The following is a 25,178-nucleotide window of genomic DNA, read 5'->3' as shown; positions in this document are numbered from 1 at the left end:
ACCCCGCTCCCCCGGGTTACCGTGAAGCCCGGCCCAGGAGGTGGCGGTGGACGACGAAGTCTGCGCGGTCCGGCCCGGCACCGACGTCGCCGGGCACGCCCGGCTGCTCGCGGGCATCCACGACGCCGTGCTGGCCGGGCGGGCGCCCCGGACCGCGCCGCGCCGGCTGGTCGAACGCTCGTGGCGGCGGGTCGCCGCGCAGGGCGTCGACCCCGACCGGCCGCCCGCGCCCGATCCCGTCGGGGCCGCCGAGGTCGAACGGCGGCGGACCGGCTGCCGGCTCGGCGAAGTCCTCCCCGAACTCCGCGGCGCGCTGACGTCGGTCGCCGAAGACGCGCACCACCTGATGGTCGTCGCCGACGCCGACGGCGTCGTCCTCTGGCGCGAGGGTGCCCGCGGCGTCCGGCACCGCGCCGACTCGCTCGGCTTCACCGAAGGCGCCACCTGGTCCGAACCCGCGATCGGCAGCAACGCGATCGGGACGGCGCTGGCCGAGGCCGCGCCGGTGCAGATGTTCGCCGCCGAGCACTTCGTGCGCTCCCACCACTCGTGGGCCTGCACCGCCTACCCCGTGCACGACCCGCGGACCGGCGAGCTGCTCGGCATCGTCGACGTCAGCGGCCCGGCCGAGACGGTCCACCCGATGACCGTTGCCCTGGTCGGGACGTCGGTGCGGCTGGCCGAGGCAGTCCTGCGCCACCGGCACGAGGCCCGGCTCGAAGGTCTCCGGCAGCTGTCCGGGCACGTCCTCGGAGGCGGGCCCGGGCTCGTCGTCGACGACCACGGCTGGGTCGCCGCGCAGAGCGGGGTCTTCGGGATCGACCGCGTCGCCGCGCCCCGCCACGGCGTTCCGGTGGCGGTCCGCGGCATCGGGGCGTGCGAGCCGGAGCCGGTGCCCGGCGGGTGGCTGCTGCGGCCGAGCCGCCGCGAAACCTTGCGGCTCACCCTCGAACTCGACCCGCCGCGCGCGATCGTCGAAGGCTCGGCGCGGTGGACGCACCCGCTCGGCCGGCGGCAGACGGACCTGCTGCGGCTGATCGCGACCGCGGGCCCGGCCGGGGTGTCCGCCGCGCAGCTGTCGGAGACGCTCTACGGCGACCGCACGCACGTGGTGACCGTCCGCGCCGAGCTGTCCCGGCTGCGCAAGCTGATCGGCGGCCTGCTGCTCGCGCGCCCGTACCGGATCGCCCCTGGCGTCGAGGTCGTACTGATGCAACCTCAGGGCAACCCTTACGCGGACCCGGTCCGCCGGGGTTGGCTTCCCTGAACGCGCCGCCGACGACGACGGTGCCCGAGACGGGGAGGTCCGCTCATGACCCAGACCCTCGAACCGGCCGCGGCCGTCGATGCCCGGCAGCGCGTCGAAGGCTGGCTCGCCGACTTCGAGGCCGCGCTCGCGGCCCGGGACGCCGACCGGGCCGCCGCCCTCTTCGCCACGACGTCGTTCTGGCGCGACCTGATCGCGTTCACCTGGAACCTCAAGACGGTCGAAAACCGCGACGGCGTCAAGGACCTGCTGCTCGCGACCATGGACACCGCCGACGCGAGTGGCTTCCACACCACCGAAGAGCCGACCGAGGCCGACGGCGTCGTCGAGGCGTGGATCGGCTTCGAGACCGCCGCCGGACGCGGCCGCGGGCACCTGCGGCTCACCGACGAAGGCGCGTTCACCTTCCTCACGACGTTGCACGAGCTGAAGGGCCACGAAGAGCCGCTCGGCGCCACCCGGCCGAAGGGGGCCGAGCACGGCGTCAACCGCGACCGCGTCACCTGGTCCGAAGCGCGGCAGGCGGAGGCCGACGAACTGGGCACGACGCGGCAGCCGTACGTCGTCGTCATCGGCGGCGGGCAGGGCGGCATCGCGCTGGGTGCCCGGCTGCGCCAGCTCGGCGTGGACCACGTCGTCGTCGACCGCTACGCGCGGCCGGGTGACCAGTGGCGCAGCCGGTACAAGTCGCTCTGCCTGCACGACCCCGTCTGGTACGACCACCTGCCCTACCTCGACTTCCCGCGCACCTGGCCCGTCTTCGCGCCGAAGGACAAAATCGCCGACTGGCTCGAGATGTACACGAAGGTCATGGAGGTGAACTACTGGTCGTCGACGACCTGCAAGAGCGCCTCCTACGACGAAGAAGCGAAGGAGTGGACGGTCGTCCTCGACCGCGACGGCGAAGAAGTCCTCCTCAAGCCGAAGCAACTGGTGCTCGCGACCGGCATGTCGGGCAAGCCGAACGTTCCCGTCCTGCCCGGGCAAGATCGCTTCCGCGGCGAGCAGCACCACAGCTCCCAGCACCCCGGGCCGGACGCCTACCGCGGCAAGAAAGCCGTGATCGTCGGGTCCAACAACTCCGCGTTCGACATCTGCGGCGCGCTGTGGGAAGCCGGCGCCGACGTGACGATGATCCAGCGCAGCTCGACGCACATCGTGAAGTCGGACTCGCTGATGGACCTCGGCCTGGGCGACCTCTACTCGGAACGCGCGCTGGCCGCCGGGATGACGACGCAGAAGGCGGACCTGACCTTCGCCTCGCTCCCCTACCGGATCATGCACACCTTCCAGCAGCCGGTCTACGCGGCGATCAAGGAGCGCGACCAGGAGTTCTACGACCGCCTCGAAGCCGCGGGCTTCCGGCACGACTGGGGCGACGACGACTCCGGCCTGTTCATGAAGTACCTGCGGCGCGGCTCGGGCTACTACATCGACGTCGGCGCGGCGGACCTGGTGGCCAACGGCGACGTCAAGCTCGCGCACGGCCAGGTCGTCGAGCTGACGGAGAACTCCGTGAAGCTCGAAGACGGCACCGAGCTGGAGGCGGACCTCGTCGTCTACGCGACGGGCTACGGCTCGATGAACGGCTGGGCGGCGGACCTGATCAGCCAGGAGGTCGCGGACAAGGTCGGCAAGGTGTGGGGCCTCGGGTCCGACACGACGAAGGACCCGGGCCCGTGGGAGGGCGAGCAGCGGAACATGTGGAAGCCCACCCAGCAGGAAGGGCTCTGGTTCCACGGCGGGAACCTGCACCAGTCCCGGCACTACTCGCTCTACCTGGCTCTGCAGCTGAAGGCCCGCGCGGAGGGCATCCCGACGCCGGTCTACGGGCTGCAGGAACGGCACCACCTCGCCTGACGCCCGGCCCGGGGGTCGTGAGTGGGAAACAGGGTTAGAACACTGTTTCCCACTCACGACCGCCTGGGCCGAGCCAGCCTGCCGGGTCGCCGAAGAGCAGGGCGGTCCCGTGGGCGCGCTTGAAGTACAGGTGCGCGTCGTGTTCCCAGGTGATCGCGATGCCGCCGTGCAGCTGGATCATCTCCGCCGCCGCGTGGGAAAACGCCTCGCTGCACACGACTTTCGCGGTCGTCACGGCTTCGGCGTCACCGTCCACCAGCGCCGCGTAGAGCGCCGAGCGAGCCGCTTCGACGTGGACGTGCACGTCGGCCATCCGATGCTTCAGCGCCTGGAACGACCCGATCGCCCGGCCGAACTGACGGCGTTGTTTCGTGTACTCCACCGTCAGTTCCAGCGCACGGGCCGCCGCGCCGACCTGTTCGGCGGCGACGGCGACCACCGCCGTGTTCTGCAGCTTCGGCAGGTGCTGCTCGAACCCGTCGGCGTCCAAGCGTCGCGCCGGAGTCGACGCGAACTCCACGACCGCCAACCGCCGGGTCGGGTCGAGGGTGGTGACGCGCTCCCGGTGGACGCCGTCGAGCGGCACCTCGAACAGGCCGACGCCGTCGGCCGTGCGGGCCACGGCGAGCAGGACGTCCGCGAGGTCGCCGTCGAGGACGTAGTGGGCGCGGCCGTCGAGCCCGGTGCCGGACGCGGTCAAGCCCGGCGACCAGTCTTCGTCGGACCAGGCCAGCGCGGCCAGGGTGGTGCCCGCGGCGATGCCCGGCAGCAGCCGTTCGCACGCTTCGTCGTTCCCGGTGCGCAGCAACGCTTCGCCGCACAGAACGGCGGAGCCGAGCATCGGGGCCGGGGTGAGCCTGCGGCCCAGTTCCTCCAAGACCACGCAGACCTCGGCCAGGCCGGCGCCCGCCCCGCCGTAGTGCTCGGGGATCGCGAGGGCGGCGACGCCGATCTGCTCGCACAGCGTCGACCAGAGCTTGTCGTCGTACCCGAGCGGTGACTCCATCGCCGCCCGGACCGCCTCCGGTCCCGACCGGCGGGTCAGCAGCGATCGCACCGCGTCCCGCAGGGCCTGGGCTTCCTCGGTGTCCAGGGGATCGGTCATCGCAGCGCCGCCAGGACGCGCGCGCGGTGGAACGACCCGGTTCCCCAGGCTCCGGCCAGGGCGCGCACCTTCGTCAGCCGCAGGCCGAGGTCGTGTTCGGCGGTGTAGCCGATGGCGCCGTGCACCTGGAGGGCCGTGCGTGCGGCGAGGTAGGCGGCATCGCCCGCCATCACCTTCGCCGCGGAGACGTCGCGGGCGAAGGTGTCCCCGGCGACGGCCGCGCCGTACAGGAGCGGCCGGGCGAGTTCGAGCTGCGTCACGACGTCGGCCAGCAGGTGCTTGACCGCTTGGTACTCGCCGATCGCCCGGCCGTACTGGCTGCGCTGCTTGGCGTAGGCGACCGAAGCGTCGAGAAGCCACTGGCCCGCGCCGAGCAGCTGCGCGGACACGGCCAGGACGCCCCGGTCGAACGCGATCGGATCGGCGGCGGTCGGGCGTGTGGTCCCGGTGATCCGGAACAGCCGCCGGGCCGGATCGATCGACGGGACGAGGTCGATCCCGACGTCGGTGACTTCGCCCTCGTTGAGGTCGAGGAGCACTCCGGCGACGTCGGCGTCCAGGGCGAGCGGCACTTCCGGCGGCGCGACGACCGTGGCGAGGAGTTCGCCTCCGGCCAGCGCGGCGAGCTGGTCGCCGGTCAGCACCGCGGGGGCCGCGGCGGCCGTTTCGACCAAAGGGCCGGGCACGGCGTGGTACCCGAGGGCTTCGAAGGCGACGACGAGGTCGACCGGGGAACCGCCGAGCCCGCCGTGGTCCTCGTCGACGAGCAACGCGGGGACGCCGAGGTCGGCGAGGGCGCGCAGCAGTTTCAGGCCGCGCTCGGGCGAACCCGCGGCCCAGGCCCGCGCGACGGCGGCGGTGTCCGCGCCGCCCAGCAGGTCGTGCAGCGACGCGGAGAACTGGCGCTGCTCCGGCGACAGCTGGAACTTCATCGGCGCGCCTCCCGCGGCAGTTTCAGCAGCCGTTCCGCGATCGTGTTGCGCTGGATCTGGTCGGTGCCGCCGTAGATGGGTCCGGCGAGGGAGAACAAGTAGCCGTCCACCCAGTCCCGGGCGGTCTCCGCGGCCGGGCCGAGCACGTCCAGGGCCGTCTCGTGCAGCTCGACGTCCAGGTGCGACCAGAACAGCTTGTTCACGCTGGACTCCGGGCCCAGCTCGCCACCGTCGGCGAGCCGGCTCACCGTGCCGAACGTGTAGAGCTGGTAGGCGCGGGCGCCGATCCAGGCGTCGGCGACCCGGTCCTGTGTGGATGGTGGCGAGTCCTGCGAGCGCCAGAGGTCGACGAGCCGGTCGGCCGCGGCGAGGAACCGGCCCGGGCTGCGCAGGGACAGGCCGCGTTCGTTGTTGGCGGTCGTCATCGCGACCCGCCAGCCCTGCCCCACCTCCCCGATCACGTCCTCGTCGGGCACGAACACGGCGTCGAAGAAGATCTCCGCGAACCCGGGCTCGCCGTCCAGCTGCGGGATCGGCCGGACCGTCACGCCGTCGGCGCGCAGGTCGGCCATGAAGTACGTCAGCCCGTGATGGCGCTGTGCCGAGGGGTCGGTGCGGAACAGCCCGAACGCGCGATCCGCGAAGGCCGCTCGCGAACTCCACGTCTTCTGCCCCGAAAGCAGCCAGCCGCCGTCGGTGCGCACGGCCGTGCTGCGCAACGCCGCGATGTCGCTGCCCGCTTCGGGTTCCGACCACGCCTGCGCCCACACTTCGTCGCCGCGGGCCATCGCGGGCAGGATCCGGTCCCGCTGCTCCGGCGTGCCGTGCGCGAACAGTGTCGGGCCCAGCATGAAGATCCCGTTCTGGCCCACCCGGCCCGGCGCGCCGGACGCGTAGTACTCCTCCTCGAACAGCAGCCACTGCAGCATCGACGCGTCCCGGCCGTGGTACTCGCGCGGCCACGACACGACTGACCACCGCGCTTCGGCGAGTTCGGCTTCCCACTCGCGGTGCGCCGCGAAGCCTTCGGCCGTGTCCATCGACGGCAACGCCCGGACGTGCTCACGCAGCCACGCGCGCGCTTCGTCGCGGAAGGCCGCGGACGCCTCGTCGATGTCGAGGTCCATCAAGCCCCCTTGTTCGCGTCGCGCATGGACCGCGCGGACTGCCCGCCGAGCGAGTCTTCCGACGTCTCTGCGTTGTGGGCGTGCGCGAGATGATGCAGCCCGAACACGGAGTCCATCCCGGACCGCAGGCCCATCAGGTCTTCGGCCTGGTTGACGGCCTTCTTCGCCAGCGCGAGGCCGAACTGCGGCATCGCACCGATCTTCTCCGCCAGCTCCAGCGTGCGCTGTTCCAGCTCCGCGCGGGGGACGATCCGGGTGATCATCCCCCATTCCTTGGCCTGCTGGACGGTGAAGCGCTCGCCGGTGAACAGGACCTCCTTCGCGGCTCGCGGGCCCAGCACCCACGGGTGCGCGAAGTACTCGACGCCCGGGATGCCCATGCGCACCACCGGGTCGGCGAAGAACGCGTCGTCGGCCGCCACGATCAGGTCGCACACCCAGGCCAGCATCAGCCCGCCCGCGATGCAGGCGCCCTGCACGCTCGCGATCATCGGCTTCGGGATCTCCCGCCAGCGCCGGCACATGCCCAGGTAGACCTCGGACTCGCGGGCGAAGCGCTGGTCGCCGCCGGCGCGGTCGGTGTGGTCCCACCACAGCACCGCGCGGCGGTCGAACGACTGGTCCACGTCCCGGCCCGGGGTGCCGATGTCGTGCCCGGCGGAGAAGTGCTTGCCCTCCCCCGCCAGCACGATCACCTTGACCTCGGCGTCGTTCACCGCGCGGGCGAAGGCGTCGTCGAGGGCGTAGGTCATCGCCGAGTTCTGGGCGTTGCGGTAGTCGGGCCGGTTCATGGTGACCACGGCGACCGGCCCGCGGCGCTCGTAGCGGACGACGTCTTCACTCATTGCGTTTCCTCACTGAGCAGCCGCTTCAGCACCTTGCCGGAAGCGTTGCGGGGCAGCGCGTCCAGGAACGCGACCGACCGCGGGGTCTTGTAGTTGGCGAGGCGCTCGCGGCAGAACGCGAGCACGGCGTCTTCGGTCAGGCCGGCGCCGACGACGAAGGCCTTGCCGACCTCGCCGAGCCGCTCGTCCGGCACGCCGATCACGGCGGCGTCGCGGACGCCGGCCAGCTCGGTCAGGGCGTGCTCGACCTCGGCCGGGTAGACGTTGAAGCCGCCGCAGATGTACATGTCCTTGAGCCGGCCGGTGAGCGTGAGGTTGCCTTCCTCGTCGAGCTCGCCGACGTCGCCGGTGTGCAGCCAGCCCTGCTCGTCGACGGCCTTCGCGGTGGCCTCGGGGTCGTCGAGGTAGCCGAGCATCACGTTCGGCCCGCGGACCACCACCTCGCCGGGCGAGCCCTGGATCGCGACCTCGAACCCGGCGGTCGCGCGGCCGGACGTCTTCGCGACGAGCTCCGCGTCGTCACCCGGGCGGCACATGGTCACCACGACGGCCTCGGTGAGGCCGTACGCCGTCAGGACGATGTCGAAGCCCAGCTCGGACCGCATTCGCCGGACGAGCGACGCCGGGACGTCGGCGGCGCCGGTGACCGCGAGCCGCAGCGAGGACAGGTCGCCGCGTTCGGGCTCGTGCAGCAGGGACTGGAAGATCGTGGGCGCGCCCGGCAGCACCGAGATCCGCTCCCGGTCGATCAGGTCGAGCGCGGCGCGCACGTCGAACACGGCCTGCGGGACGATCGTCGCGCCGGTCAGCAGGCCCACGACGATCCCGGCCTTGTAGCCGAAGCTGTGGAAGAACGGGTTGATCACCAGGTACCGGTCGTCGGCGGTGACCCGGCCGCAGTCCGCCCAGGCGGCGGCGACACCGACGACCTGGCGGTGCGCCGACAGCACGCCCTTCGAGCGGCCGGTCGTGCCCGAGGTGAAGAGGATGTCGCTCACGTCGTCCGGCCGGACCGCGTCCGCGCGCGCCTCGACGTCGGCCACCGGCACGCCGTCCGCCAGCGCGAGGAACTCGTCCCAGCCGAGCGCGTCCCCGACCGGCCGGGGCGGTTGCTCCAGGGCGACCCGGACGACCGTGCCGAGGTCGGGCAGGTCCGCGCCGGTCGCGACGATCGCGGCGTGCCGGTCGGTGCCGAGGAAGTCCGCCGCCACGACCAGGGCCTTCGCCCGGCTGCGGACCAGCAGGTCGACGGTCTCGGCGGCGGTGAACCGGGTGTTGACCGGCACCAGGGTCGCGCCCGCGTAGAGCGCGCCCAGCGCCGTGAGCACCCAGTGGTGGGTGTTCGGGAGGGTGATGGCGACCCGGTCGCCGGGCTGGACACCGCTCGCGGCGAACGCCCGCGCGACCGACTGAACACGTTCCAGAAGATCGTCGAAACCGAGCCGGAGCGCGCCGTCGACCAGTGCCTCCGCCGAACCGAACTTCGCGGCGGCATCGCGGACGACGGCCGGGATCGTGGTCTGTCCCACCACACCCTCCTCTGGACCGACAAACTAGAACGTGTTCTCATTACCCTAGGTCCGGACCGGCCCGGCAGCAAGGAGGCGAGCGTGGAACCGACGCGATTCCGCCGCGAGGTCGCGGGCTGGCTCGCGGACAACCTGACCGGCGAGTTCGCCGAGCTGCGGGGCCTCGGTGGCCCGGGACGCGAGCACGAGGCGTTCGACCTGCGGCTGGCCTGGGAGCGCCACCTCGCCGCGGCGGGCTGGACCTGCGTCGGCTGGCCGGTCGAGCACGGCGGCCGCGGCCTGTCCCTCGACGAGCAGGTCGCCTTCCACGAGGAGTACGCGGCTTCGGGGGCGCCCGCGCGCGTCAACCACATCGGCGAGCAGCTGCTCGGCCCGACGCTCATCGCGTTCGGCACGCCCGAGCAGCGGAAGCGGTTCCTGCCGAAGATCGTCGCCGTCGAAGAGCTGTGGTGCCAGGGCTACTCCGAGCCCGGTGCCGGGTCCGACCTGGCTGCCGTCTCGACGTCGGCCGTCCGGCGCGACGGCGACTGGGTGGTCAACGGCCAGAAGATCTGGACGTCGCTGGCGCACGTGGCCGACTGGTGCTTCGTCGTGGCCCGCACCGAACCGGGGTCGCAACGCCACCACGGCCTGTCCTACCTGCTGGTGCCGCTGCGCCAGGAGGGCGTCACCGTGCGGCCGATCCAGCAGCTGACCGGCACGTCCGAGTTCAACGAAGTCTTCTTCGACGACGCCCGCACGTCCGCCGGGATGGTCGTCGGCGAACCCGGCGACGGCTGGAAGATCGCCATGGCCACCCTCGGCTTCGAACGCGGCGTCTCCACGCTCGGCCAGCAGATCGGCTTCCGCCGCGAGCTCGACGACATCGTCGCCGACGCGAAGCGGACCGGCACCTACGACGACCCGCTGCTGCGCACGGACCTCGCGCGCGCCCGGATCGGCCTGCGGGTCCTGCGCGCGCACGCGTTGCGGACCCTCGGACGCCCGGCCGGGCCGGAGGTCGCCGTCGGGAAGCTGCTGTGGGCGCAGTGGCACCGCGGGCTCGGTGAGCTGGCGATGCGGGCCCGCGGGGCGCGTTCGCTGGTCGCCGCCGGTGCCGAGCTGGACGATGCCCAGCGGCTCTACCTGTTCACCCGCGCGGACACGATCTACGGCGGTTCGGACGAGATCGAGCGGAACATCATCGCCGAGCGCGTGCTCGGCCTGCCGAGGGAGGCACGCCCGTGATCCCGCAGACAGTGTCTTTGAAAAACGTACCCGGCCACGAGCTGCTGGCCGGCAAGGTCGTCGTGGTCACCGCCGCGGCCGGCACCGGCATCGGCTCGGCCGTGGCCCGCCGGTGCCTGGAAGAGGGCGCCAGCGTCGTCATCTCCGACTGGCACGAACGGCGGCTCGGCGAAAAGGCGGCCGAGCTGGCTTCGCTCGGCAAGGTGCACGCGATTCCCTGCGACGTCACGGCCGAGGACCAGGTCCAGGCACTGATCGATGGCGCGGTGGACCACTTCGGACAGATCGACGTCATGGTGAACAACGCCGGGCTGGGCGGCACGAAGTCCGTGCTGGACATGGCCGACGACGAGTGGTCCCGCGTTCTCGACATCACGCTCACCGGGACGTTCCGGTGCACGCGCGCGGCGTTGCGGCAGTTCGTCGCCCAGGGCGGCGGCGGGGCGATCGTCAACAACGCGTCGGTGATCGGCTGGCGCGCCCAAGCCGGGCAGGCGCACTACGCCGCCGCGAAAGCCGGGGTGATGGCGCTGACGCGGTGTTCGGCCCTCGACGCCGCCGAGCACGGCGTCCGGATCAACGCCGTCGCGCCGAGCCTGGCCATGCATCCCTTCCTCGCCAAGGTGACCAGCGACGAACTCCTCGAAGACCTCACGAAGCGGGAGGCGTTCGGCCGCGCCGCCGAACCGTGGGAGGTCGCCAACGTCATGGTCTTCCTCGCCAGCGACTACGCGAGCTACCTCACCGGCGAAGTCGTCTCCGTCAGCAGCCAGCACCCCTAGGAGCTCCCGTGCCCGAAGCCTTCCTCCTCGACGCGGTCCGCACCCCGGTCGGCCGGCGCGGCGGCGCGCTGTCCGGGTGGCACTCCGCCGACCTCGGGGCGCACGTCATCCGGGCGGTCGTCGAGCGCGCGGGCGTCGACCCGGACCTCGTCGACGACGTCATCCTGGGCTGCACGGACACCCTGGGCCCGCAGTCGGGCAACATCGCGCGCACGGCGTGGCTAGCGGCAGGCTTCCCGGACCACGTGCCCGGCGTGACCATCGACCGGCAGTGCGGGTCGAGCCAGCAGGCCGTGCACTTCGCCGCGCAGGCCGTGCTATCGGGGACGCAGGACCTGGTGCTGGCCGGCGGCGTGCAGAACATGAGCCGCATCCCGATCAGCGCGGCGATGCTGGCCGGGCGCGAATACGGCTTCGACGACCCGTTCTCCGGCTCGAAGGGCTGGCAGGAGCGCTACGGCAGTGTCGAGGTGTCGCAGTTCCGCAGCGCCGACATGATCGCCGAGCACTGGGACATCAGCCGCTCCGCGATGGAGGAATACGCGCTGCGCAGCCATCAGCGGGCGCTCGCGGCCATCGACGAAGGACGCTTCGACGCCGAGATCGCGCCGGTCGACGGCTTCCGGCAGGACGAAGGCCCGCGCCGGGACACGTCGCTGGAGCGGATGCGCGGCCTGAAGCCGCTGTCTCCGGAATCACGCCTCACGGCGGCGGTGGCCAGCCAGATCTCCGACGGCGCGAGCGCGGCCCTCGTCGCGTCGGAGGCGTTCGTGAAGGAGCACGGCCTGACGCCCCGGGCCCGCATCCACCACCTGTCGGTCCGCGCGGCCGACCCGGTGTGGATGCTGACCGGCCCGATCCCGGCGACGTCGCACGCGCTCCGCAAGACCGGGCTCGCGATCGACGACATCGACCTGTTCGAGGTCAACGAGGCGTTCGCGAGCGTGGTGCTCGCGTGGCTGGACGAAACGGGCGCGGACCCCGAGCGGGTGAACGTCAACGGCGGCGGCATCGCCCTCGGCCACCCCATCGGGGCGACCGGGACGAAGCTGCTCGCGACGCTCCTGCACGAGCTGGAGCGCCGCGGCGGCCGCTACGGCCTGCAGACGATGTGCGAAGGCGGCGGCACCGCCAACGTCACCATCATCGAACGCCTGTAAGTGGTCTGCCGCGGCTTGTCGTGAGTGAGAAACAGGTTAGAACCCTGTTTCTCACTCACGACAACTTGCACCGAGACTCAGCCCAGGGCGCGCAGCTTCGGCAGGACGTCCTCGGAGAACTGGCTCAAGAACCGCTCCTGGCCGTGGCCCGGGCCGTGGAAGACGAGGTGGTTGAGCCCCGCGTCCAGGTACGGCTTGATCTGCGCCACGGCCTCGTCCGGGTCGGACGCCACGATCCAGCGCTTGGCGACCTGCTCGATCGGCAGCTCGTCGGCCAGCCGCTCCATCTCGTCGGCCGACGTGACGCTGTGCTTCTGCTCCGCCGACAGCGACAGCGGCGCCCAGAACCGGGTGTTCTCCAGCGCCTTCTCGTGGTCGCGGTCGTAGGACATCTTGATCTCGATGGTCCGGTCGACGTCGTCGACGGTCTTCCCGGCCGCCTCGGCACCTTCCTTGACCGCGGGCATCAGCTTCTCGGTGTAGAGGTCCATGCCCTTGCCCGAGGTGCAGATGAAGCCGTCACCGGACCGGCCGGCGTACTTGGCCACCACCGGGCCGCCCGCGGCGATGTACACCGGCACCGGCTGCTCCGGCCGGTCGTAGATGCGGGCGTCGACCAGCTTGTAGTACTCGCCGTCGAAGTTCACGTTGTCGCTGGTCCACAGCTCGCGGATCAGCTTGACCGACTCCCGCAGCCGGGCGAAGCGCTCCTTGAACTCCGGCCACTCACGCCCCGACACGGCGATCTCGTTCAGCGCCTCGCCGGACCCCACGCCGAGGATCACGCGACCGTTCGACAGCAGCGACATCGTCGCGAACGCCTGGGCGATCACCGCCGGGTTGTACCGGAACGTCGGGGTCAGCACGCTCGTGCCGATCTGCACCCGCTTCGTGCGCTCGGCCACCGCCGGCATCCACGCCAGCGCCCACGGCGCGTGCCCGCCCTCGTGCCGCCACGGCAGGAAGTGATCCGACACCCAGACCGAGTCGAGGCCGACCTCTTCGGCACGCACCGCGTACTCGACCAGGTCCCGCGGTCCGAACTGCTCCGCCGACGCCTTGTATCCGACCTTGAGCGCCACGCTCATCCTCCCGTTTCCCGGCCGAGTCGCCGCAGGATCTCACCTGCCTCGGCCACTGTGCCCTCGACGATCCCGGCCACCGTGGGCAGGTCGTGGATCATGCCCACCACCTGTCCCGACGCTAGCACTCCCGCGTCCGTCCGGCCCTCGACCAGCCCCGCCCGCAACAGCATCGGGGTGTTGGCCGCCATGACCAGCTGACTCCAGGTCAGATCGTTGCCGTGCTTCATCGCAAGGCCTTCTTTGACCATCGCAACCGGGGACAGTCCGGTGATATTCCGGAAGCGGAGAGCGTTCCTCGCGGCCTGCGCCAGGCCGCGCAGCCGGCCGGTGCGCTCGAGCTTCTCGACGAGGTCGGTGCGCAGCACGCGATGCGGCAGGCCGTCGACCCGCCGGGTGACGACCGTCCCGGTGAGACCCTGCTCGAGGTAGACGCGCTTGACGTCGTCGGGGACCGTGCTCTCCTTGCTCAGCAGGAACCGGGTGCCCATCGCCACGCCCGCCGCGCCGTACGCGAGGGCCGCGGCGAGCCCGCGTCCGTCGAAGAAGCCGCCGGCGGCGACGACCGGGATGTCGACGGCGTCCAGCACCGACGGCAGCAGCAGGGTGGTCGCCACTCCCCCGGTGTGCCCGCCGCCTTCGCCGCCCTGGACGATGACGGCGTCGGCGCCCCACGCGGCGACTTTCTCGGCGTGGCGCGCGGCGCCGATCGACGGGATCACGACGATCCCGTGGTCACGCAGCTTGGCGATCATCTCCTTGCGCGGCGCGAGCGCGAACGACGCCACCTTGACGCCCTCGCGGATCAGCAGGTCGACGCGGTCGCCGGCGTCGGCCGCATCGGCGCGCAGGTTCACGCCGAACGGTTTCTCCGTGCGCTTCTTGACCTCCTCGATCGCGGCTTCCAGTTCGAGGTAGGTCATGGTGGCCGACGCCAGGATGCCGAGCGCGCCCGCTTCGGCCGTCGCCGAGACGAGCCGCGGCCCGGCGACCCAGCCCATCCCGGTCTGCACGACCGGGTGCTCGACGCCGACGAGCTCCGTCAGAGCCGTCTTCACGCCGGGACTTCCTTGTCGCGCAGGCTCTTCGGGTCCACGACCTCGCGGATGAGCCGCAGCTCTTCGTCCGCCGGCTCGCGGCTGGTCACCACGCTGCCGAAGTCGATCTCGAACGTGGTCGCCGCCGCGACCTCGTCGCGCGTGACGCCGGGGTGCAGCGACACCGCCCGCATCGAGTGGTCGGGCGTGGCGAAGTCGAAGACGCCGAGGTTCGTGACGACCCGGTGGACGTCGTGGAACTTCTCGGCCGACGGGCCCGCCTTCGCCGCGTTGTCGTAGCCCACGCCGGAAACGACGTCCACGGTGTCCACGAAGACCCTCGAGGAATGCCGCGGCACCCAGTAGCTGGTGCGGTGGTTGACGGTGTTGCCCGGCGCGCCCCGCACGCCCAGCAGCTGCTTCTTCGGCCGGGCGTGGTCGCCGATGGCGGAGATGTTCTGGTTGCCGTACCGGTCGATCTGGTTGGCGCCCATGACGACGTGCCGCCGCCCGTGCGGGACGATCGTGTCGAGCATCTTCCGGAACGGCTGCCAGCCCTCGACGACACCGTCGGTGGTGACCAGGTACGCCTCGCCGTCCGACATCAGCAGGTCCGGCTCGAACGTCAGCCGCGCGAGCTTCGCCCCGAGCTGCGGGACCAGGCCCATCGGGCTGACGACGATCTCGCCGTCGCCGCGGAACAGCTCGGCCACCGCCACGACGGCGATCTCGGCCCGGGTCGCACTCATGCCGCCTCCGCCTCGAACTTGTCCACTTCGGACAGATAGCTGCGCTCGTCGCCGGAGAGGAACCGGTCCGCGAACCCCGGCCACGCGTCGGGATCCTTGGCGCAGGCGGCGTAGTGGCGCTGGAACCGTTCGTCGCGGCCGTAGTCCGGCACGGCCGTGGTGAAGTGCGCGCCGCGCGGCGCCTCGACGACGCCGTCGACCGCGCCGCGGTTGAGCAGCAGCGACTGCACCGGCCCGCCCGCCAGCAAGTCCGGTGTCTCGACGACTTTTTCGACCGATACGAACCTCTTCGAAGCGGCTAGGCAGAACAGGTCGTCGAAGTACGGGTCCGGGCCGAGGTACTGGGCGTTGCCGCGGGCGTCGGCGCGGTTGAGGTGCACGAGCGCGACGTCGAGGTGCTGCGCCGGGACCGCGACGAGCTCCTCGCCGTCGGCGTACGGCGACCGCACGGTCCGCAGGTCCGGGTTCGCCCGCATCACCTCCGAGCCGAGCCCGGCGCGCATCGGGAGGAACGGGAGCCGTTGCGCCGCCGCGGAAAGCGCCGCGCCGAACATGCCCTCGTCGTACTCGGTGACGGCGATCGCGCCGGTTTCGCGGGCACGGCCGAACCACGGGTCGAACGGGATCGAGTCGAGCGTGACGAACCCGAACACCACGCGTTTCACCTTGCCGGCCGCGCAGAGCAGGCCGACGTCGGGGCCGCCGTAGGAAACGACGGTGAGGTCCTTGACCGGGGTGCGGAGGATCGCGCGGACCAGCGCCATCGGCTTGCGCCGGGAGCCCCAGCCGCCGATGCCGATCGTCATCCCGTCGCGGAGCTCCGCCGCGACGGCGTCGGCGGTCGTGCGCTTATCGGCCATTCAAGAACTCCTCGCGGGCTTCGTCGGAGGCGCCGAGCAGGTTGAGCTCGAAGGTGAAGCCCTGCTCGAACCGGTAGCTGCGGTGCACCTGCTGGGTGTCGATGCCGTTCAGGGCCTCTTTCGCCGCCCGGATGACCCGCGGGTCCTTCTTCGCGATGTCGCGGGCGACGGCGAGCGCGGCGTCGTCCAGCTCGGCGCGGGGCACGACCTCGTAGACCGAGCCGTGCGTGTGCAGCTCGGCGGCGGTGATGGTGCGGGCGGTGAAGTAGAGGGTGCGCATCAGGTGCTGCGGGACGAGCCGGGCCAGGTGGGTCGCGGCGCCGAGCGCGCCCCGTTCGACCTCGGGGACGCCGAAGGTGGCGTCGTCGGAGGCGATCACGACGTCGGCGTTGCCGACCAGGCCGATGCCGCCGCCGAGGCAGAAGCCGTGCACCGCGGCGACGACCGGCACCGCGCAGTCGTAGACCGCGCCGAAAGCCGCGTGGCAGCCCCGGTTCGCACCGACCAGCGCGTCGTACCCCGCGCTGCGCTGGATCTCCTTGATGTCGACGCCGGCGTTGAAGCCCCGCCCTTCCGCGCGGAGCACGACGACGTGGACGTCCTGGTCTTCACCGGCCTTCTTCAGCGCGTCGGCCAGGTCGAACCAGCCCTGCACGGGCAGCGCGTTCACCGGCGGGAAGTCGACCGTGACGACCTCGACGTGGCCGTCGCGCTTGGTGAGGATGCCCATCAGCTCGCTCCGTAGACAGGTTCGGGCTCGGGCGCGCGCTCGAGCAGATCCTTCACCACCGGGCCGAGCTCGGCCGGGTCCCACCGGTCACCCTTGTCCACGGCCGGGCCGTGCCGCCACGACTGCGCGAGCGACACCTTTCCGCCCTCGACCTCGAAGACGCGGCCGGTGACGTGCGCGGACTCTTCGCTGCCGAGCCAGACGACCAGTGGCGAGACGTTTTCCGGGGCCATCGCGTCGAACCCCTCGTCGGGACGCGCCATCGACGCGAACACCGCCTCGGTCATCCGGGTCCGCGCGGCCGGCGCGATCGCGTTGACGGTGATGCCGTAGCGGGCGAGTTCGGCGGCCGCGACGACGGTCAGGCCGGCGATACCCGCCTTCGCCGCGGAGTAGTTGCCCTGGCCGACGCTCCCCAGCAGCCCGGCGCCCGAACTGGTGTTGATGACGCGCGCGCTCGGCGTCCGCCCGGCTTTGGCTTCGGCGCGCCAATGCTCGGCGGCGTGCCGCAACGGCGCGAAATGTCCCTTCAGGTGCACGCGGACCACCGCGTCCCACTCGTCCTCGTCGAGGTTGACCAGCATCCGGTCCCGGACGAACCCCGCGTTGTTGACCAGCACGTCCAGGCGGCCGAAGTTCGCCAGCGCCGTCCCGATCAAGTCCCTCGCCCCGGCCCAGTCGGCGACATCGGAGGTGTTCGCCACCGCCTTTCCGCCCAGCGCCTCGATCTCGGCGACGACTCCGGCGGTCGCGTCCCCGTCCACGTCGTTCACCACCACCGGCGCGCCCTCGGCGGCGAAGGCGAGCGCGTGGGCCCGCCCGATGCCGCGACCGGCGCCGGTCACCACGACCACGCGGTCCTGGCACAACCTGCTCACGAATCCTCCCGTTGGTTGACGTCGGCCGCGGCGAGGAACGCCGGGACCTCACCCCCGCCGTGGACGCGCAGGGTCGCGCCGGAGACGTAGGCAGCCAGGCCGGAGGCGAGGAACGCGGCGCACGCGCCCACCTCCTCGGGCTCGGCGAGCCGGCCCAGCGGCACGGTCTTGCCGACCGCTTCGATCGCGGCCTCGCTGCCGTAGTGCAGGTGGGACTGCTCGGTGCGGACCATGCCGACGTCGAGCGCGTTGACCCGCACCTTGGGCGCCCACTCGACGGCGAGGCTGGCGGTGAGGTTGTCGAGCCCGGCCTTCGCGGCGCCGTAAGCCGCGGTTCCCGGGGACGCGCGAGTGCCGCTGACGCTGGAGATCATCACGATGGAGCCCCCGCTGTCCTGGCGCTGCATGACGGCGTTGGCCCGCTGGGAGACCAGCAGCGGGGCCAGCAGGTTCAACTGGACGATCTTGTCGTGCAGCCGCGGCGACGCGTCCGCCGCGGGCGAGTAGGGGGCGCCGCCGGCGTTGTTCACGACGACGTCCAAGCGGCCGTGCTTCGCGACGATTCCGTCGATCAGGGCCGCGACCTGGGCTTCGTCACGGACATCGCACTGGACGAACTCGGCCTTCGTGGCGGTCTCGCGCCGGGCGCAGGTGACGACGTGGGCGCCGTGGGCGAGGAACACGTCGCTGATGCCCCGGCCCACGCCGCGGACGCCGCCGGTGACGAGCACGACGGCACCGGCCAGGCCCAGATCGGTCTTCACATCACAAAACTAGAACACGTTCCAACTTTGGGCAAGGTCGGCCGAGGTGCGCGAGGGACGGCGACGTGAGTTCGAACTAGAACTCATTATGGGATCATGGGCGCGTACCCGGGCATTCGAACCCGCGGTCCGGGCGGTGGCCGCTCGCACCGCCGGATTCCGCGAACTGGTTGCCGAAGCTCTGCGGCGACGGCCTGACCGGCTTCATGTCACCGGCGATGCCGGACGCGGCTTGGGTCATCAACGCGATGTACGAGCACGAGCGAGGGCCGGCGGACACGACCTACCACGAGTACCGCCAGGCACGCCTGGCCGTGGGCAGCATCCAGCCGATCGCCGCGTACCTCGGCCTCGAAGCGACGAGCATGACCACCGGCGGCGGGCTGGGCCGCGCCGAGCACCCGGGTCCCAGGTGGCGTCGGCTGCGCTGGACGGAACTCGCGGAGCGCACCGGCGACCCCGTCGTCCCCGAAGGGCTCCTGCCCTGCCACCGGTGTTTCCCTCGGCCAAGAGAGCCGGCAGCCGGCCGCTCGGCATCATCCCGCCCACCGAGGGAAGCCTCGACCGGGAAACGTGGACGCGGCTGATCGGCGTCCTGACCGACCACAGTCACGCCGGCCCCGCGACCCCCTGCCTGGCCTACTACAGCCCGGCGACGCTCGGGCTCCACCACACCGACTACGACCTGCGGGGCACCCAGGTCACCGGCTCTCCGGCGCTGATCGAGGCACTGCTGAACGACGACGAAATCGAAGGACTGCGGCTGCCCTGGGCCGTCTGAGGACGTCAGTCGCGCTTCGCGGCGTCGTACTTCGCGTTGGCCTCCATGACCTCGGGCATCTGCCCCTCGACGTCCTGGATGAGCGCCAGCAGCAGCGCCGCGGTCCGGCGGCCGCGCGGGGTGAGGCTGTACTCGACCTTCGGCGGGATGGTCGGCTGCGCTTCGCGGTGCACGAAGCCGTCACGCTCGAGGGCCTGCAGCGTCTGGGCGAGCATCTTCTCGCTCACGCCGGACACGCGCCGGCGCAGGGCGTTGAACCGGAGCGTGCCGTCGTGGAGCGCGGCCATCGCGAGGATCCCCCACCGGCCGGTGATGTGCTCGAGCGTCGCCCGGGACGTGCACGCCTGCGCGAACACGTCGAACACCACCTGCCCGTGCTCGTCCAGCCACTCCGGCGCCTCGCTCATGACGTCAACGGTACCTCGCCGGCCGCCGAAGCCCAGGTGAGGATGCTCACCAAGAGTTTGCACTTTCTCAAAGTTAGTACACTCTGTTGGTAAGCAGCCCAGCAGCGAGGAGAAGCAGATGATCGTGGTCACCGGTGCCACCGGCCAGCTCGGCCGCCTGGTCGTGGAAGGCCTGCTGAAGAAGGTCCCGGCCGCGAAGGTCGTCGCGGCCGTGCGCGATCCGGAGAAGGCCGCCGAGTTCGCCGCGCGCGGCGTGCAGGTGCGGCGCGCCGACTACGACGACCCGGCGAGCCTCGCCGCGGCGTTCGCCGGCGCGGACAAGGTGCTGCTGATCTCCAGCAGCACGCCCGGGCAGCGGCTGGCCCAGCACGAAGCCGTCGTCACGGCCGCTCGCGAAGCCGGTGTCGGCCACCTCGCCTACACGAGCGTCCTGTCCGCCGACACGACGAAGCTGTTCGTCGCGCCGGACCACAAGGCCACCGAGGAGGTCATCCGCGCGTCGGGCCTGCCGTTCACGTTCCTGCGCAACGGCTGGTACACCGAGAACTACGCGCAGACGATCGCCCAGGCGCTCGCGGTCGGGTCGTTCGCGGGCGCGGCCGGCGAGGGCAAGCTGGGCGCCGTCCCGCGGATCGACTTCGCGGCGGCGGCTGTCGAGGTCCTGACCGGCGAAGGCCACGAAGGCCAGGTGTACGAGCTGGCCGGCGACGAGCCGTTCAGCTACCCCGACCTGGCCGCCGCGGTGACGGCCGCGTCCGGCACGCAGGTCACCTACCAGGACCTGCCGGTCGAGCAGTACCGCAAGGTCCTGGTCGGCGCGGGCCTGCCCGAGCCGGTGGCGGCCATGCTGGCCGACGCGGACCGCGGCATCGCCGACGGCGAGCTGGCCTCGACGTCCGGCGACCTGAGCCGCCTCATCGGCCGCCCCACGACCCCCTTGGCCGAAGCCGTCACCGCCCTCATCAAGCACTGACCGAAGCCGTGAATGGCACATCGAGGGACTTGAAGTCCCTCGATGTGCCATTCACGGACTTTCACGCGCCGCGGGATCGCAGCGCCGAGGCTCGCAGGGCCGCCTGCATCGCGAACCGCGCCTCCGGATCGTCCAGCCGGTCCCCGAAGGCCTGTTTGAGCTGACGCACGCGGTAGCGCACCGTCTGCGGATGCACGGACAGGTCGACCGCGATCTTCTCCGAGTTGCCGCCGTTTTCCAGCCACGACAGCAAAGTCTCGCCGAGCCGCCGCCGCGTGCGGTCCGGGAACCGGGTCAGCGGGGCCAGCTCCTGGCGGGCCACCTGGTCCGCCAGCGGCGAGTCGCAGAGCAGCCACAGCGTCGTCAGGTGCTCGGCGCACCACGTCACCGGGGCGTCGGGCAGCGCGCCGTCGCCCACCAGCCGCAACGTCGTCCGGGCCCACCGCAGGGAATGTGCTGCGGCCGTCGGGGAGACCGGCGGGCCCACCGCGGCCCGGACGCCGAGAGAAGCGACGAACCGTCCGTCCACCGGGGCCGGCACCAGCAGGTACGGCTGGGGCGGCTCGAGGTCGGCGAGCACCTCGGGACCCCACGACGGATTCACCGGCGACTCGACGGCCACCGCCGCCACCTCGCCCGGCACCGGCCAGCCGGCCGCCACCGCGAGCTCGGCGAGGACCGCGTCCGTCACCGCCACCGGCCCGGTCACCAGCCGCAGCAGGCGGCGGCGCAGGCCCGCCCGCGTGCCGTCCAGCTCCGCTTGCGCTTCGCGGTGCCCGCGGATCGACATCCGGGCCAGCTCGTCCGCGTAGCCGAACAGCATCTCCGCCAGGCGCGCCATCACCGCCGACGACAGCCGGTGCCGCCGACCCAGGCGCATGATCCAGCGCCAGCCCGCGCGCGAGCCGACCCGGTACGCCACCTGGAGGTCGTCGAGCGTCCGGCCCTCGTACGCCTCGCCCGCGCCGAGACGGCGGCACGTCTCGTACAGCCGATCGCGGGGGGCGAGCGGGTCCTCGACCAGATCGACGAAGAGCACCACCGCGCACTCGACGCCGTGGCGGGTCACGCTGCCGTGCCGGGCGTACACCGGGACCTCGCGCCACACCTCCCGGACGATCCAGTCCACCAGCGCCGGCACCGCCGGCCGCATGAGCGCGGCCAGCTCCGCGCGCCCGAACACCTCTCCCGTCACCGGGACTTGCTGCCGAGCACCGTCGCCGGACACCAGGTTCCCTCCCCGAGGGCGGCGTGCTTTACCGGACAGTAAAGCAGCGGGGACCGTACAGTACACCTCCATGAGCCGGCCGCGTTCCCCTGATCGATCCAGCACCCGCCGGAGCCCGGCCGCCCGGCCCACCGACGACGAGCTGCTCGACGCCGCCCGCGCGGTGTTCGCCGAACGCGGGTACGCCCAGGCCACCATGGGGCTGATCGCCGAGCGCGCCGACTCCACCAAACCGACCCTCTACGCGCATTTCGGCGACAAAGCGGCCCTGTTCCGCGCCACCGTGCGGCGGGAGGTCGCCGCGGTGCGGCACTGGGTGCTCACCGCCTACGAAACGGCGAGCACGAGCCCTCTCGAAGAACGCGTCCGGCTCGCCGTGATGGCCATGTTCAGCTACGCGAGCGCGCATCCGGAGAGCTTCCGGATGCTGTTCGACTCCGCCGTCGACGAGATGTCGAACGAACGCCGCGCCCTGGCCGACACCGTCACCACGCACGTCGTCGACCGGGTCCGCGAGCACCTGCTCACCCACGGCCGCACCCCGGGCCCGGGCGCGGACCTGCTCGCCGCGATGATGGTCGGCCTGGTCGGCCGCGCCGCGATGCACGTCTCCCACTCCCCCGGCGTCGACCCGATCGCGGCCGGCGAGCTGGCCACCGGGTTCGTCATGGCCGCCCTGCGCGGCCTCGACCCCGCCCTGCTGGACCACGTCGACGCCGGACAGTGCACCACCTGAGCGTCCACATCGGACTGCTTGTCACCGGCTGAACAATTCTCGGCACTAGCCGAAAACCGCTCTTGCCTCTGGCGGATGGTCGCTGCGACGCTGCCGTGACCCGTCCGGAATCGCATTCCGGGAAAGCGCTTGCGGGCATTCCGGTTTCTCGCCATCAGAGGTGTGATCATCCATGACTCGCGTTTCCAGGTCCCGTCTGCTTTCCGCCGCCGTCACGGTCGGCCTCGCCGCGGCCGGGCTCGCCGTCGCCACCGCACCGGCGGCGTCGGCCGCGCCCTGCACCGACATCGACGTGCCGGTCGCCCGCGGCACGTTCGAGCCCGGCACGCTGGGCCTCATCGTCGGCGATCCCGTCTACCAGGCCGTGCAGAACTCCCTGCGGCCCCGCTCGCTGAGCAGCTACCCCGTGAACTACCCGGCCGACCTCGGCGAGCCGGCGTCGGTGCAGAAGGGCAACACCGACCTGGTGAACCACGTCAAGGCCCAGGCCGCGGCCTGCCCGCAGCAGCGGTTCGTCCTGGTCGGCTACTCCCAGGGCGCCAACGTCGTCGACAACTCGCTCGGTGTCAGCAGCGACGGCGCGGTCGTCGGCGGCCCGATCGTGGCGACCATCCCGGCGGAGCTGGCCCCGCGGATCGCGGCGGTGCTGCTGTTCGGCAACCCGATCCGGGCGGTCGGCCGGCAGGTGACCGGCCCGTACCAGAGCCGCACCAAGGACTACTGCGCCGACGGCGACCCGATCTGCCAGGCGGGTGGCGCGAACGTCCTGGCCCACCTGAGCTACGGCGGAAACGCCACCGACGCCGCAGCCTTCGCCGCGAGCAAGGTCTGACCCGACGTGAATGACTCATTCCTGTCGTGTGGCGACAGGAATGAGTCATTCACTACATTTCCTCAGCAGTTCGACGGTGCCTGCGCCCCGCTGAACCGTTTCACGATCCACTGGTGGGCGTCGGCATTCCCGGCCAGAATCCCCGTTGCGTGGTCGGAAACGTAGGTCTGCCACTGCTCCCGCACCCCGGCCGCGCAGTAGGCCCGGTGCAAGGTCTCGGCCTGCGGCGTGTTGACGATCTCGTCGGTGCTCGCGTGGTACTGGAACACCGGCACCCGCGGCGGGTTCGCGCCCAGCTTGTTCTGCGCCAGCCGGGCCTGCCACTGCGGCGTGTTCAGCGGGTTGGTCGTCGTGTAGTCGCTGATCTTCTTGAACGAGTAGTTCAGCAGCAGTTCCGCGACACAAGCGTTCTTCTTGGCATCGCCCAATTGCTGACGGCCGGTGTCGTTGAGGAACGAATCGAGCTTCAGGTCCGGGTACGCGGCATCGAGCCCGACGGCGGCGAACGCGAGGAACCCGAACCCGATGTACCCGTCGAGTCCCTTGGCGACCTCGGCCAGATCGGCCGGCACGCCGCCCGCGACGACGCCCACCACGTCGAGTTCCGGCGCATAAGCAGGCTGCTTCTCCCCCGCCCACATCGATCCGCCGCCGCCCTGCGAGTACCCCTGGAAGATCACTTTCGCCGACTTGGCCAGCCGCGCGGCCGGCAGGTTCTGCGCCGCCCGCACCGAGTCGATCACGGCGGGGCCCATGGACTGCCCGGTGATGTAGGTCGGCACGGTCGTCGGCGAGTAGCCCTCGTAGTCGGTCACGGCGACGGCGTACCCGCTGGAGAGCGAGTCGTTGATGGCGGGCTGGTCGTAGAGCGTGCCCCGCTCCATCGCCTTGGACGCCGTGCACTTGAACGCCGGCCCCTGCGTGCCGACGGCGTAGCCGACGATCGGCGCCTGCGCCGGGTCCGTGCCCTTCGGCACCAGGACGGTCCCGGTGACCGCGTCCGGCCGGCCCTGGGCGTTGGTCGAGAGGTACATGACCTGCCAGGCGTCGGCGTTGGCGACGTTCAGCAGCGGCACCGACGGGCGCCAGCGCAGGACGTCACCGGGCTTCCCGGCCGGCAGCGGCGACGGCGGGGTGTAGAACGAGTCGTCGAACGGGCCGGGCAGGACCGGCGCCGCCACCGCGCCGGCGGGTGGGCTCGCGGCCACGACTCCGAGCGCCGCCAGGGAAACGCCCAGGAGCGCGGACAGCACGCGTCGCAAAGGGACAGACTTCACCACAACCTCCATCGGGGAAAGGGGAAACGCTCAGGCGGGGAGGCCGAGCGCGCCGGCCAGGACCGGCCACGAGTTGTGCAGGGCCCGCTGCCAGTACGGCCAGCTGTGCGTGCCCGGCCCGTAGTAGTCGACGGTCGCCGGGATGCCCGCCTGCCGCAGCTTGTCGGTGAAGCTCTGCGACGACAGCAGCGCCGACGGTTCCAGCACGTCGCTCTGCCCCGGCGGGTCGAGCGGCCCGGTCTGCCCGTTGCCGCAGGAGATGTAGAGCGCCGTGCCGCGCAGGTCCTGGACGTGGTCGTAGGGGTTGTGCGCGGACCAGATCGGCTGCATCCCGAAGGAGTCGCCCCAGAGGTTCAGGTAGTTGAAGATCCCGGCGCGGGCCAGGATGCCGATGATCCACACCGGGATGCCCGGGTAGAGCGTGTTCGGCACCCCGCTGTAGGACGCCGCCGCGGCGAACATCCCCTTGTGCTGGAAGGCGTACGCGAGCGCGCCGTACCCGCCGATCGACAGCCCGGCGACCGCCCGGCGCGTGCCGCCGCGGTACCCGCGTTCGACGATCTGGCGCACTTCGGCCGTGTGGAACGTGTCCCAGTCCGGGGTGCTCGACAGGCCGAAGTTCCACCACTTCGTGTACATCCCGGCCGGACCGTCCGTCGGCATCACGACGAGCGCGTCCTTGGTGGCAGTGAACGCCTTCACGTCGGTGAACTGGTCCCACGACTTGTAGTCGACGGGCTCGCAGCAGCCGTGCAGCAGGAACAGCACCGGCCACGTGCGGGTGGGCTGCGCGGCCCACCCGGACGGCACGATCAGCCGGACCATCCCGGTGGTGCCGAGGGCGGGCGAGCTGATCTTCAGGTCGACGGTCCGGGCGTCGAGCCAGGTCTCCTCGACGACCTTCGCGCCGTCGTCGGCCACGGCCGGGCTCGCCTGGGCGGCCGTGACGCCGCTGGCGACGAGGACGACGACGGCCAGCAGCAGCAGGGTGGCTCTCATCGAAGTCTCCT

25 protein-coding genes are annotated in these 25,178 nt (G+C 71.7%); 9 read left to right on the top strand and 16 right to left on the bottom strand.

The annotated features are described in order from the left end of the window. Window positions 1-46 precede the first annotated feature (46 nt). The gene (locus QRX60_RS34300) at window positions 47-1,267 is read left to right on the top strand and encodes a GAF domain-containing protein (protein ID WP_285995581.1); all 1,221 of its coding nucleotides are present in this window, start codon (window positions 47-49) and stop codon (window positions 1,265-1,267) included. 45 nt (window positions 1,268-1,312) lie between these two features. Continuing rightward, window positions 1,313-3,127, top strand: a complete 1,815-nt coding sequence (locus tag QRX60_RS34295) for a flavin-containing monooxygenase (RefSeq protein ID WP_285995580.1) — start codon at window positions 1,313-1,315, stop codon at window positions 3,125-3,127. Window positions 3,128-3,161: 34 nt separating this feature from the next. On the opposite strand, the gene QRX60_RS34290 is transcribed toward QRX60_RS34295, so the two are convergent. From QRX60_RS34290 to QRX60_RS34270, 5 genes are read right to left on the bottom strand one after another with little or no spacing between them, the layout of a single operon-like run. Next, a complete protein-coding gene (locus QRX60_RS34290; protein WP_285995579.1) occupies window positions 3,162-4,232 on the bottom strand; it encodes an acyl-CoA dehydrogenase family protein in 1,071 nt (356 codons plus the stop codon). After that, the gene (locus QRX60_RS34285; RefSeq protein ID WP_285995578.1) at window positions 4,229-5,164 is read right to left on the bottom strand and encodes an acyl-CoA dehydrogenase family protein; all 936 of its coding nucleotides are present in this window, start codon (window positions 5,162-5,164) and stop codon (window positions 4,229-4,231) included. The genes QRX60_RS34290 and QRX60_RS34285 overlap by 4 nt, the downstream gene beginning before the upstream one ends. Next, entirely contained in the window at window positions 5,161-6,291 is a 1,131-nt protein-coding gene (locus QRX60_RS34280) for an acyl-CoA dehydrogenase family protein (RefSeq protein ID WP_285995577.1), read from the bottom strand. Before QRX60_RS34280 ends, QRX60_RS34285 begins: the two co-directional genes overlap by 4 nt. Beyond that, window positions 6,291-7,136: an enoyl-CoA hydratase gene (locus tag QRX60_RS34275; protein WP_285995576.1), complete on the bottom strand. Its 846-nt coding sequence runs from the start codon at window positions 7,134-7,136 to the stop codon at window positions 6,291-6,293. The genes QRX60_RS34280 and QRX60_RS34275 overlap by 1 nt, the downstream gene beginning before the upstream one ends. Next, window positions 7,133-8,665, bottom strand: a complete 1,533-nt coding sequence (locus QRX60_RS34270) for a FadD3 family acyl-CoA ligase (protein ID WP_285995575.1) — start codon at window positions 8,663-8,665, stop codon at window positions 7,133-7,135. The genes QRX60_RS34275 and QRX60_RS34270 overlap by 4 nt, the downstream gene beginning before the upstream one ends. 81 nt (window positions 8,666-8,746) lie before the next feature. Between QRX60_RS34270 and QRX60_RS34265 the strand changes: the two genes are divergently transcribed. Genes QRX60_RS34265 through QRX60_RS34255 form a run of 3 tightly spaced genes read left to right on the top strand, consistent with a single transcriptional unit; the run spans window position 8,747 to window position 11,834 of the window. Continuing rightward, the gene (locus QRX60_RS34265; RefSeq protein WP_285995574.1) at window positions 8,747-9,892 is read left to right on the top strand and encodes an acyl-CoA dehydrogenase family protein; all 1,146 of its coding nucleotides are present in this window, start codon (window positions 8,747-8,749) and stop codon (window positions 9,890-9,892) included. A 17-nt stretch (window positions 9,893-9,909) separates the two neighbouring features. After that, window positions 9,910-10,674 carry an SDR family oxidoreductase gene (locus QRX60_RS34260; protein WP_408630155.1) on the top strand — a complete coding sequence of 255 codons (765 nt, stop codon included), beginning with the start codon at window positions 9,910-9,912 and terminating at the stop codon, window positions 10,672-10,674. A gap of 8 nt (window positions 10,675-10,682) precedes the next feature. Continuing rightward, a complete protein-coding gene (locus tag QRX60_RS34255) occupies window positions 10,683-11,834 on the top strand; it encodes an acetyl-CoA C-acetyltransferase (RefSeq protein ID WP_285995572.1) in 1,152 nt (383 codons plus the stop codon). Between the two features lie 77 nt (window positions 11,835-11,911). Here the strand turns inward: QRX60_RS34255 and fgd are convergent, their stop codons facing one another. From fgd to QRX60_RS34220, 7 genes are read right to left on the bottom strand one after another with little or no spacing between them, the layout of a single operon-like run. Then, complete coding sequence (gene fgd, locus QRX60_RS34250; protein ID WP_286003760.1) at window positions 11,912-12,916, bottom strand: glucose-6-phosphate dehydrogenase (coenzyme-F420); 1,005 nt, start codon at window positions 12,914-12,916, stop codon at window positions 11,912-11,914. Between the two features lie 2 nt (window positions 12,917-12,918). Further along, window positions 12,919-13,974: an NAD(P)H-dependent flavin oxidoreductase gene (locus QRX60_RS34245; protein ID WP_285995571.1), complete on the bottom strand. Its 1,056-nt coding sequence runs from the start codon at window positions 13,972-13,974 to the stop codon at window positions 12,919-12,921. Further along, window positions 13,971-14,702: a CoA-transferase subunit beta gene (locus QRX60_RS34240; RefSeq protein ID WP_285995570.1), complete on the bottom strand. Its 732-nt coding sequence runs from the start codon at window positions 14,700-14,702 to the stop codon at window positions 13,971-13,973. The genes QRX60_RS34245 and QRX60_RS34240 overlap by 4 nt, the downstream gene beginning before the upstream one ends. After that, entirely contained in the window at window positions 14,699-15,562 is an 864-nt protein-coding gene (locus QRX60_RS34235) for a CoA transferase subunit A (RefSeq protein ID WP_285995569.1), read from the bottom strand. The genes QRX60_RS34240 and QRX60_RS34235 overlap by 4 nt, the downstream gene beginning before the upstream one ends. Further along, a complete protein-coding gene (locus tag QRX60_RS34230; RefSeq protein ID WP_285995568.1) occupies window positions 15,552-16,292 on the bottom strand; it encodes an enoyl-CoA hydratase family protein in 741 nt (246 codons plus the stop codon). The genes QRX60_RS34235 and QRX60_RS34230 overlap by 11 nt, the downstream gene beginning before the upstream one ends. Continuing rightward, complete coding sequence (locus tag QRX60_RS34225; RefSeq protein ID WP_285995567.1) at window positions 16,292-17,170, bottom strand: SDR family oxidoreductase; 879 nt, start codon at window positions 17,168-17,170, stop codon at window positions 16,292-16,294. The genes QRX60_RS34230 and QRX60_RS34225 overlap by 1 nt, the downstream gene beginning before the upstream one ends. Beyond that, the gene (locus tag QRX60_RS34220; RefSeq protein WP_285995566.1) at window positions 17,167-17,934 is read right to left on the bottom strand and encodes an SDR family oxidoreductase; all 768 of its coding nucleotides are present in this window, start codon (window positions 17,932-17,934) and stop codon (window positions 17,167-17,169) included. Before QRX60_RS34220 ends, QRX60_RS34225 begins: the two co-directional genes overlap by 4 nt. A 493-nt stretch (window positions 17,935-18,427) precedes the next feature. Here QRX60_RS34220 and QRX60_RS34215 point away from each other — a divergent pair, with 493 nt between their 5' ends. Next, entirely contained in the window at window positions 18,428-18,715 is a 288-nt protein-coding gene (locus tag QRX60_RS34215; protein ID WP_285995565.1) for a hypothetical protein, read from the top strand. Between the two features lie 5 nt (window positions 18,716-18,720). Here QRX60_RS34215 and QRX60_RS34210 read toward each other — a convergent pair whose 3' ends face one another. Beyond that, entirely contained in the window at window positions 18,721-19,122 is a 402-nt protein-coding gene (locus QRX60_RS34210) for a winged helix-turn-helix transcriptional regulator (RefSeq protein ID WP_285995564.1), read from the bottom strand. A 118-nt stretch (window positions 19,123-19,240) separates the two neighbouring features. Between QRX60_RS34210 and QRX60_RS34205 the strand changes: the two genes are divergently transcribed. Continuing rightward, window positions 19,241-20,095: an SDR family oxidoreductase gene (locus QRX60_RS34205; RefSeq protein WP_285995563.1), complete on the top strand. Its 855-nt coding sequence runs from the start codon at window positions 19,241-19,243 to the stop codon at window positions 20,093-20,095. 61 nt (window positions 20,096-20,156) lie between these two features. On the opposite strand, the gene QRX60_RS34200 is transcribed toward QRX60_RS34205, so the two are convergent. Next, window positions 20,157-21,290 (bottom strand): helix-turn-helix domain-containing protein, encoded by a 1,134-nt coding sequence (locus tag QRX60_RS34200; RefSeq protein WP_285995562.1) that lies wholly within the window; start codon window positions 21,288-21,290, stop codon window positions 20,157-20,159. A 103-nt stretch (window positions 21,291-21,393) separates the two neighbouring features. On the opposite strand from QRX60_RS34200, the gene QRX60_RS34195 reads away from it, so the two are divergent. Then, window positions 21,394-22,059: a TetR/AcrR family transcriptional regulator gene (locus QRX60_RS34195; protein WP_285995561.1), complete on the top strand. Its 666-nt coding sequence runs from the start codon at window positions 21,394-21,396 to the stop codon at window positions 22,057-22,059. A gap of 172 nt (window positions 22,060-22,231) precedes the next feature. Next, window positions 22,232-22,891: a cutinase family protein gene (locus QRX60_RS34190; RefSeq protein ID WP_285995560.1), complete on the top strand. Its 660-nt coding sequence runs from the start codon at window positions 22,232-22,234 to the stop codon at window positions 22,889-22,891. Window positions 22,892-22,953: 62 nt separating this feature from the next. On the opposite strand, the gene QRX60_RS34185 is transcribed toward QRX60_RS34190, so the two are convergent. Together QRX60_RS34185 and QRX60_RS34180 are read right to left on the bottom strand one after the other, a co-directional pair. Further along, window positions 22,954-24,168 (bottom strand): lipase family protein, encoded by a 1,215-nt coding sequence (locus tag QRX60_RS34185; RefSeq protein WP_285995559.1) that lies wholly within the window; start codon window positions 24,166-24,168, stop codon window positions 22,954-22,956. A 30-nt stretch (window positions 24,169-24,198) separates the two neighbouring features. Then, complete coding sequence (locus QRX60_RS34180) at window positions 24,199-25,167, bottom strand: alpha/beta hydrolase (protein WP_285995558.1); 969 nt, start codon at window positions 25,165-25,167, stop codon at window positions 24,199-24,201. Window positions 25,168-25,178: the final 11 nt, after the last annotated feature.

The sequence above is a fragment of the Amycolatopsis mongoliensis genome (assembly GCF_030285665.1).
GTDB classification, from domain to species: domain Bacteria; phylum Actinomycetota; class Actinomycetes; order Mycobacteriales; family Pseudonocardiaceae; genus Amycolatopsis; species Amycolatopsis mongoliensis.
This window is presented reverse-complemented; position numbering and strand designations above follow the sequence as displayed.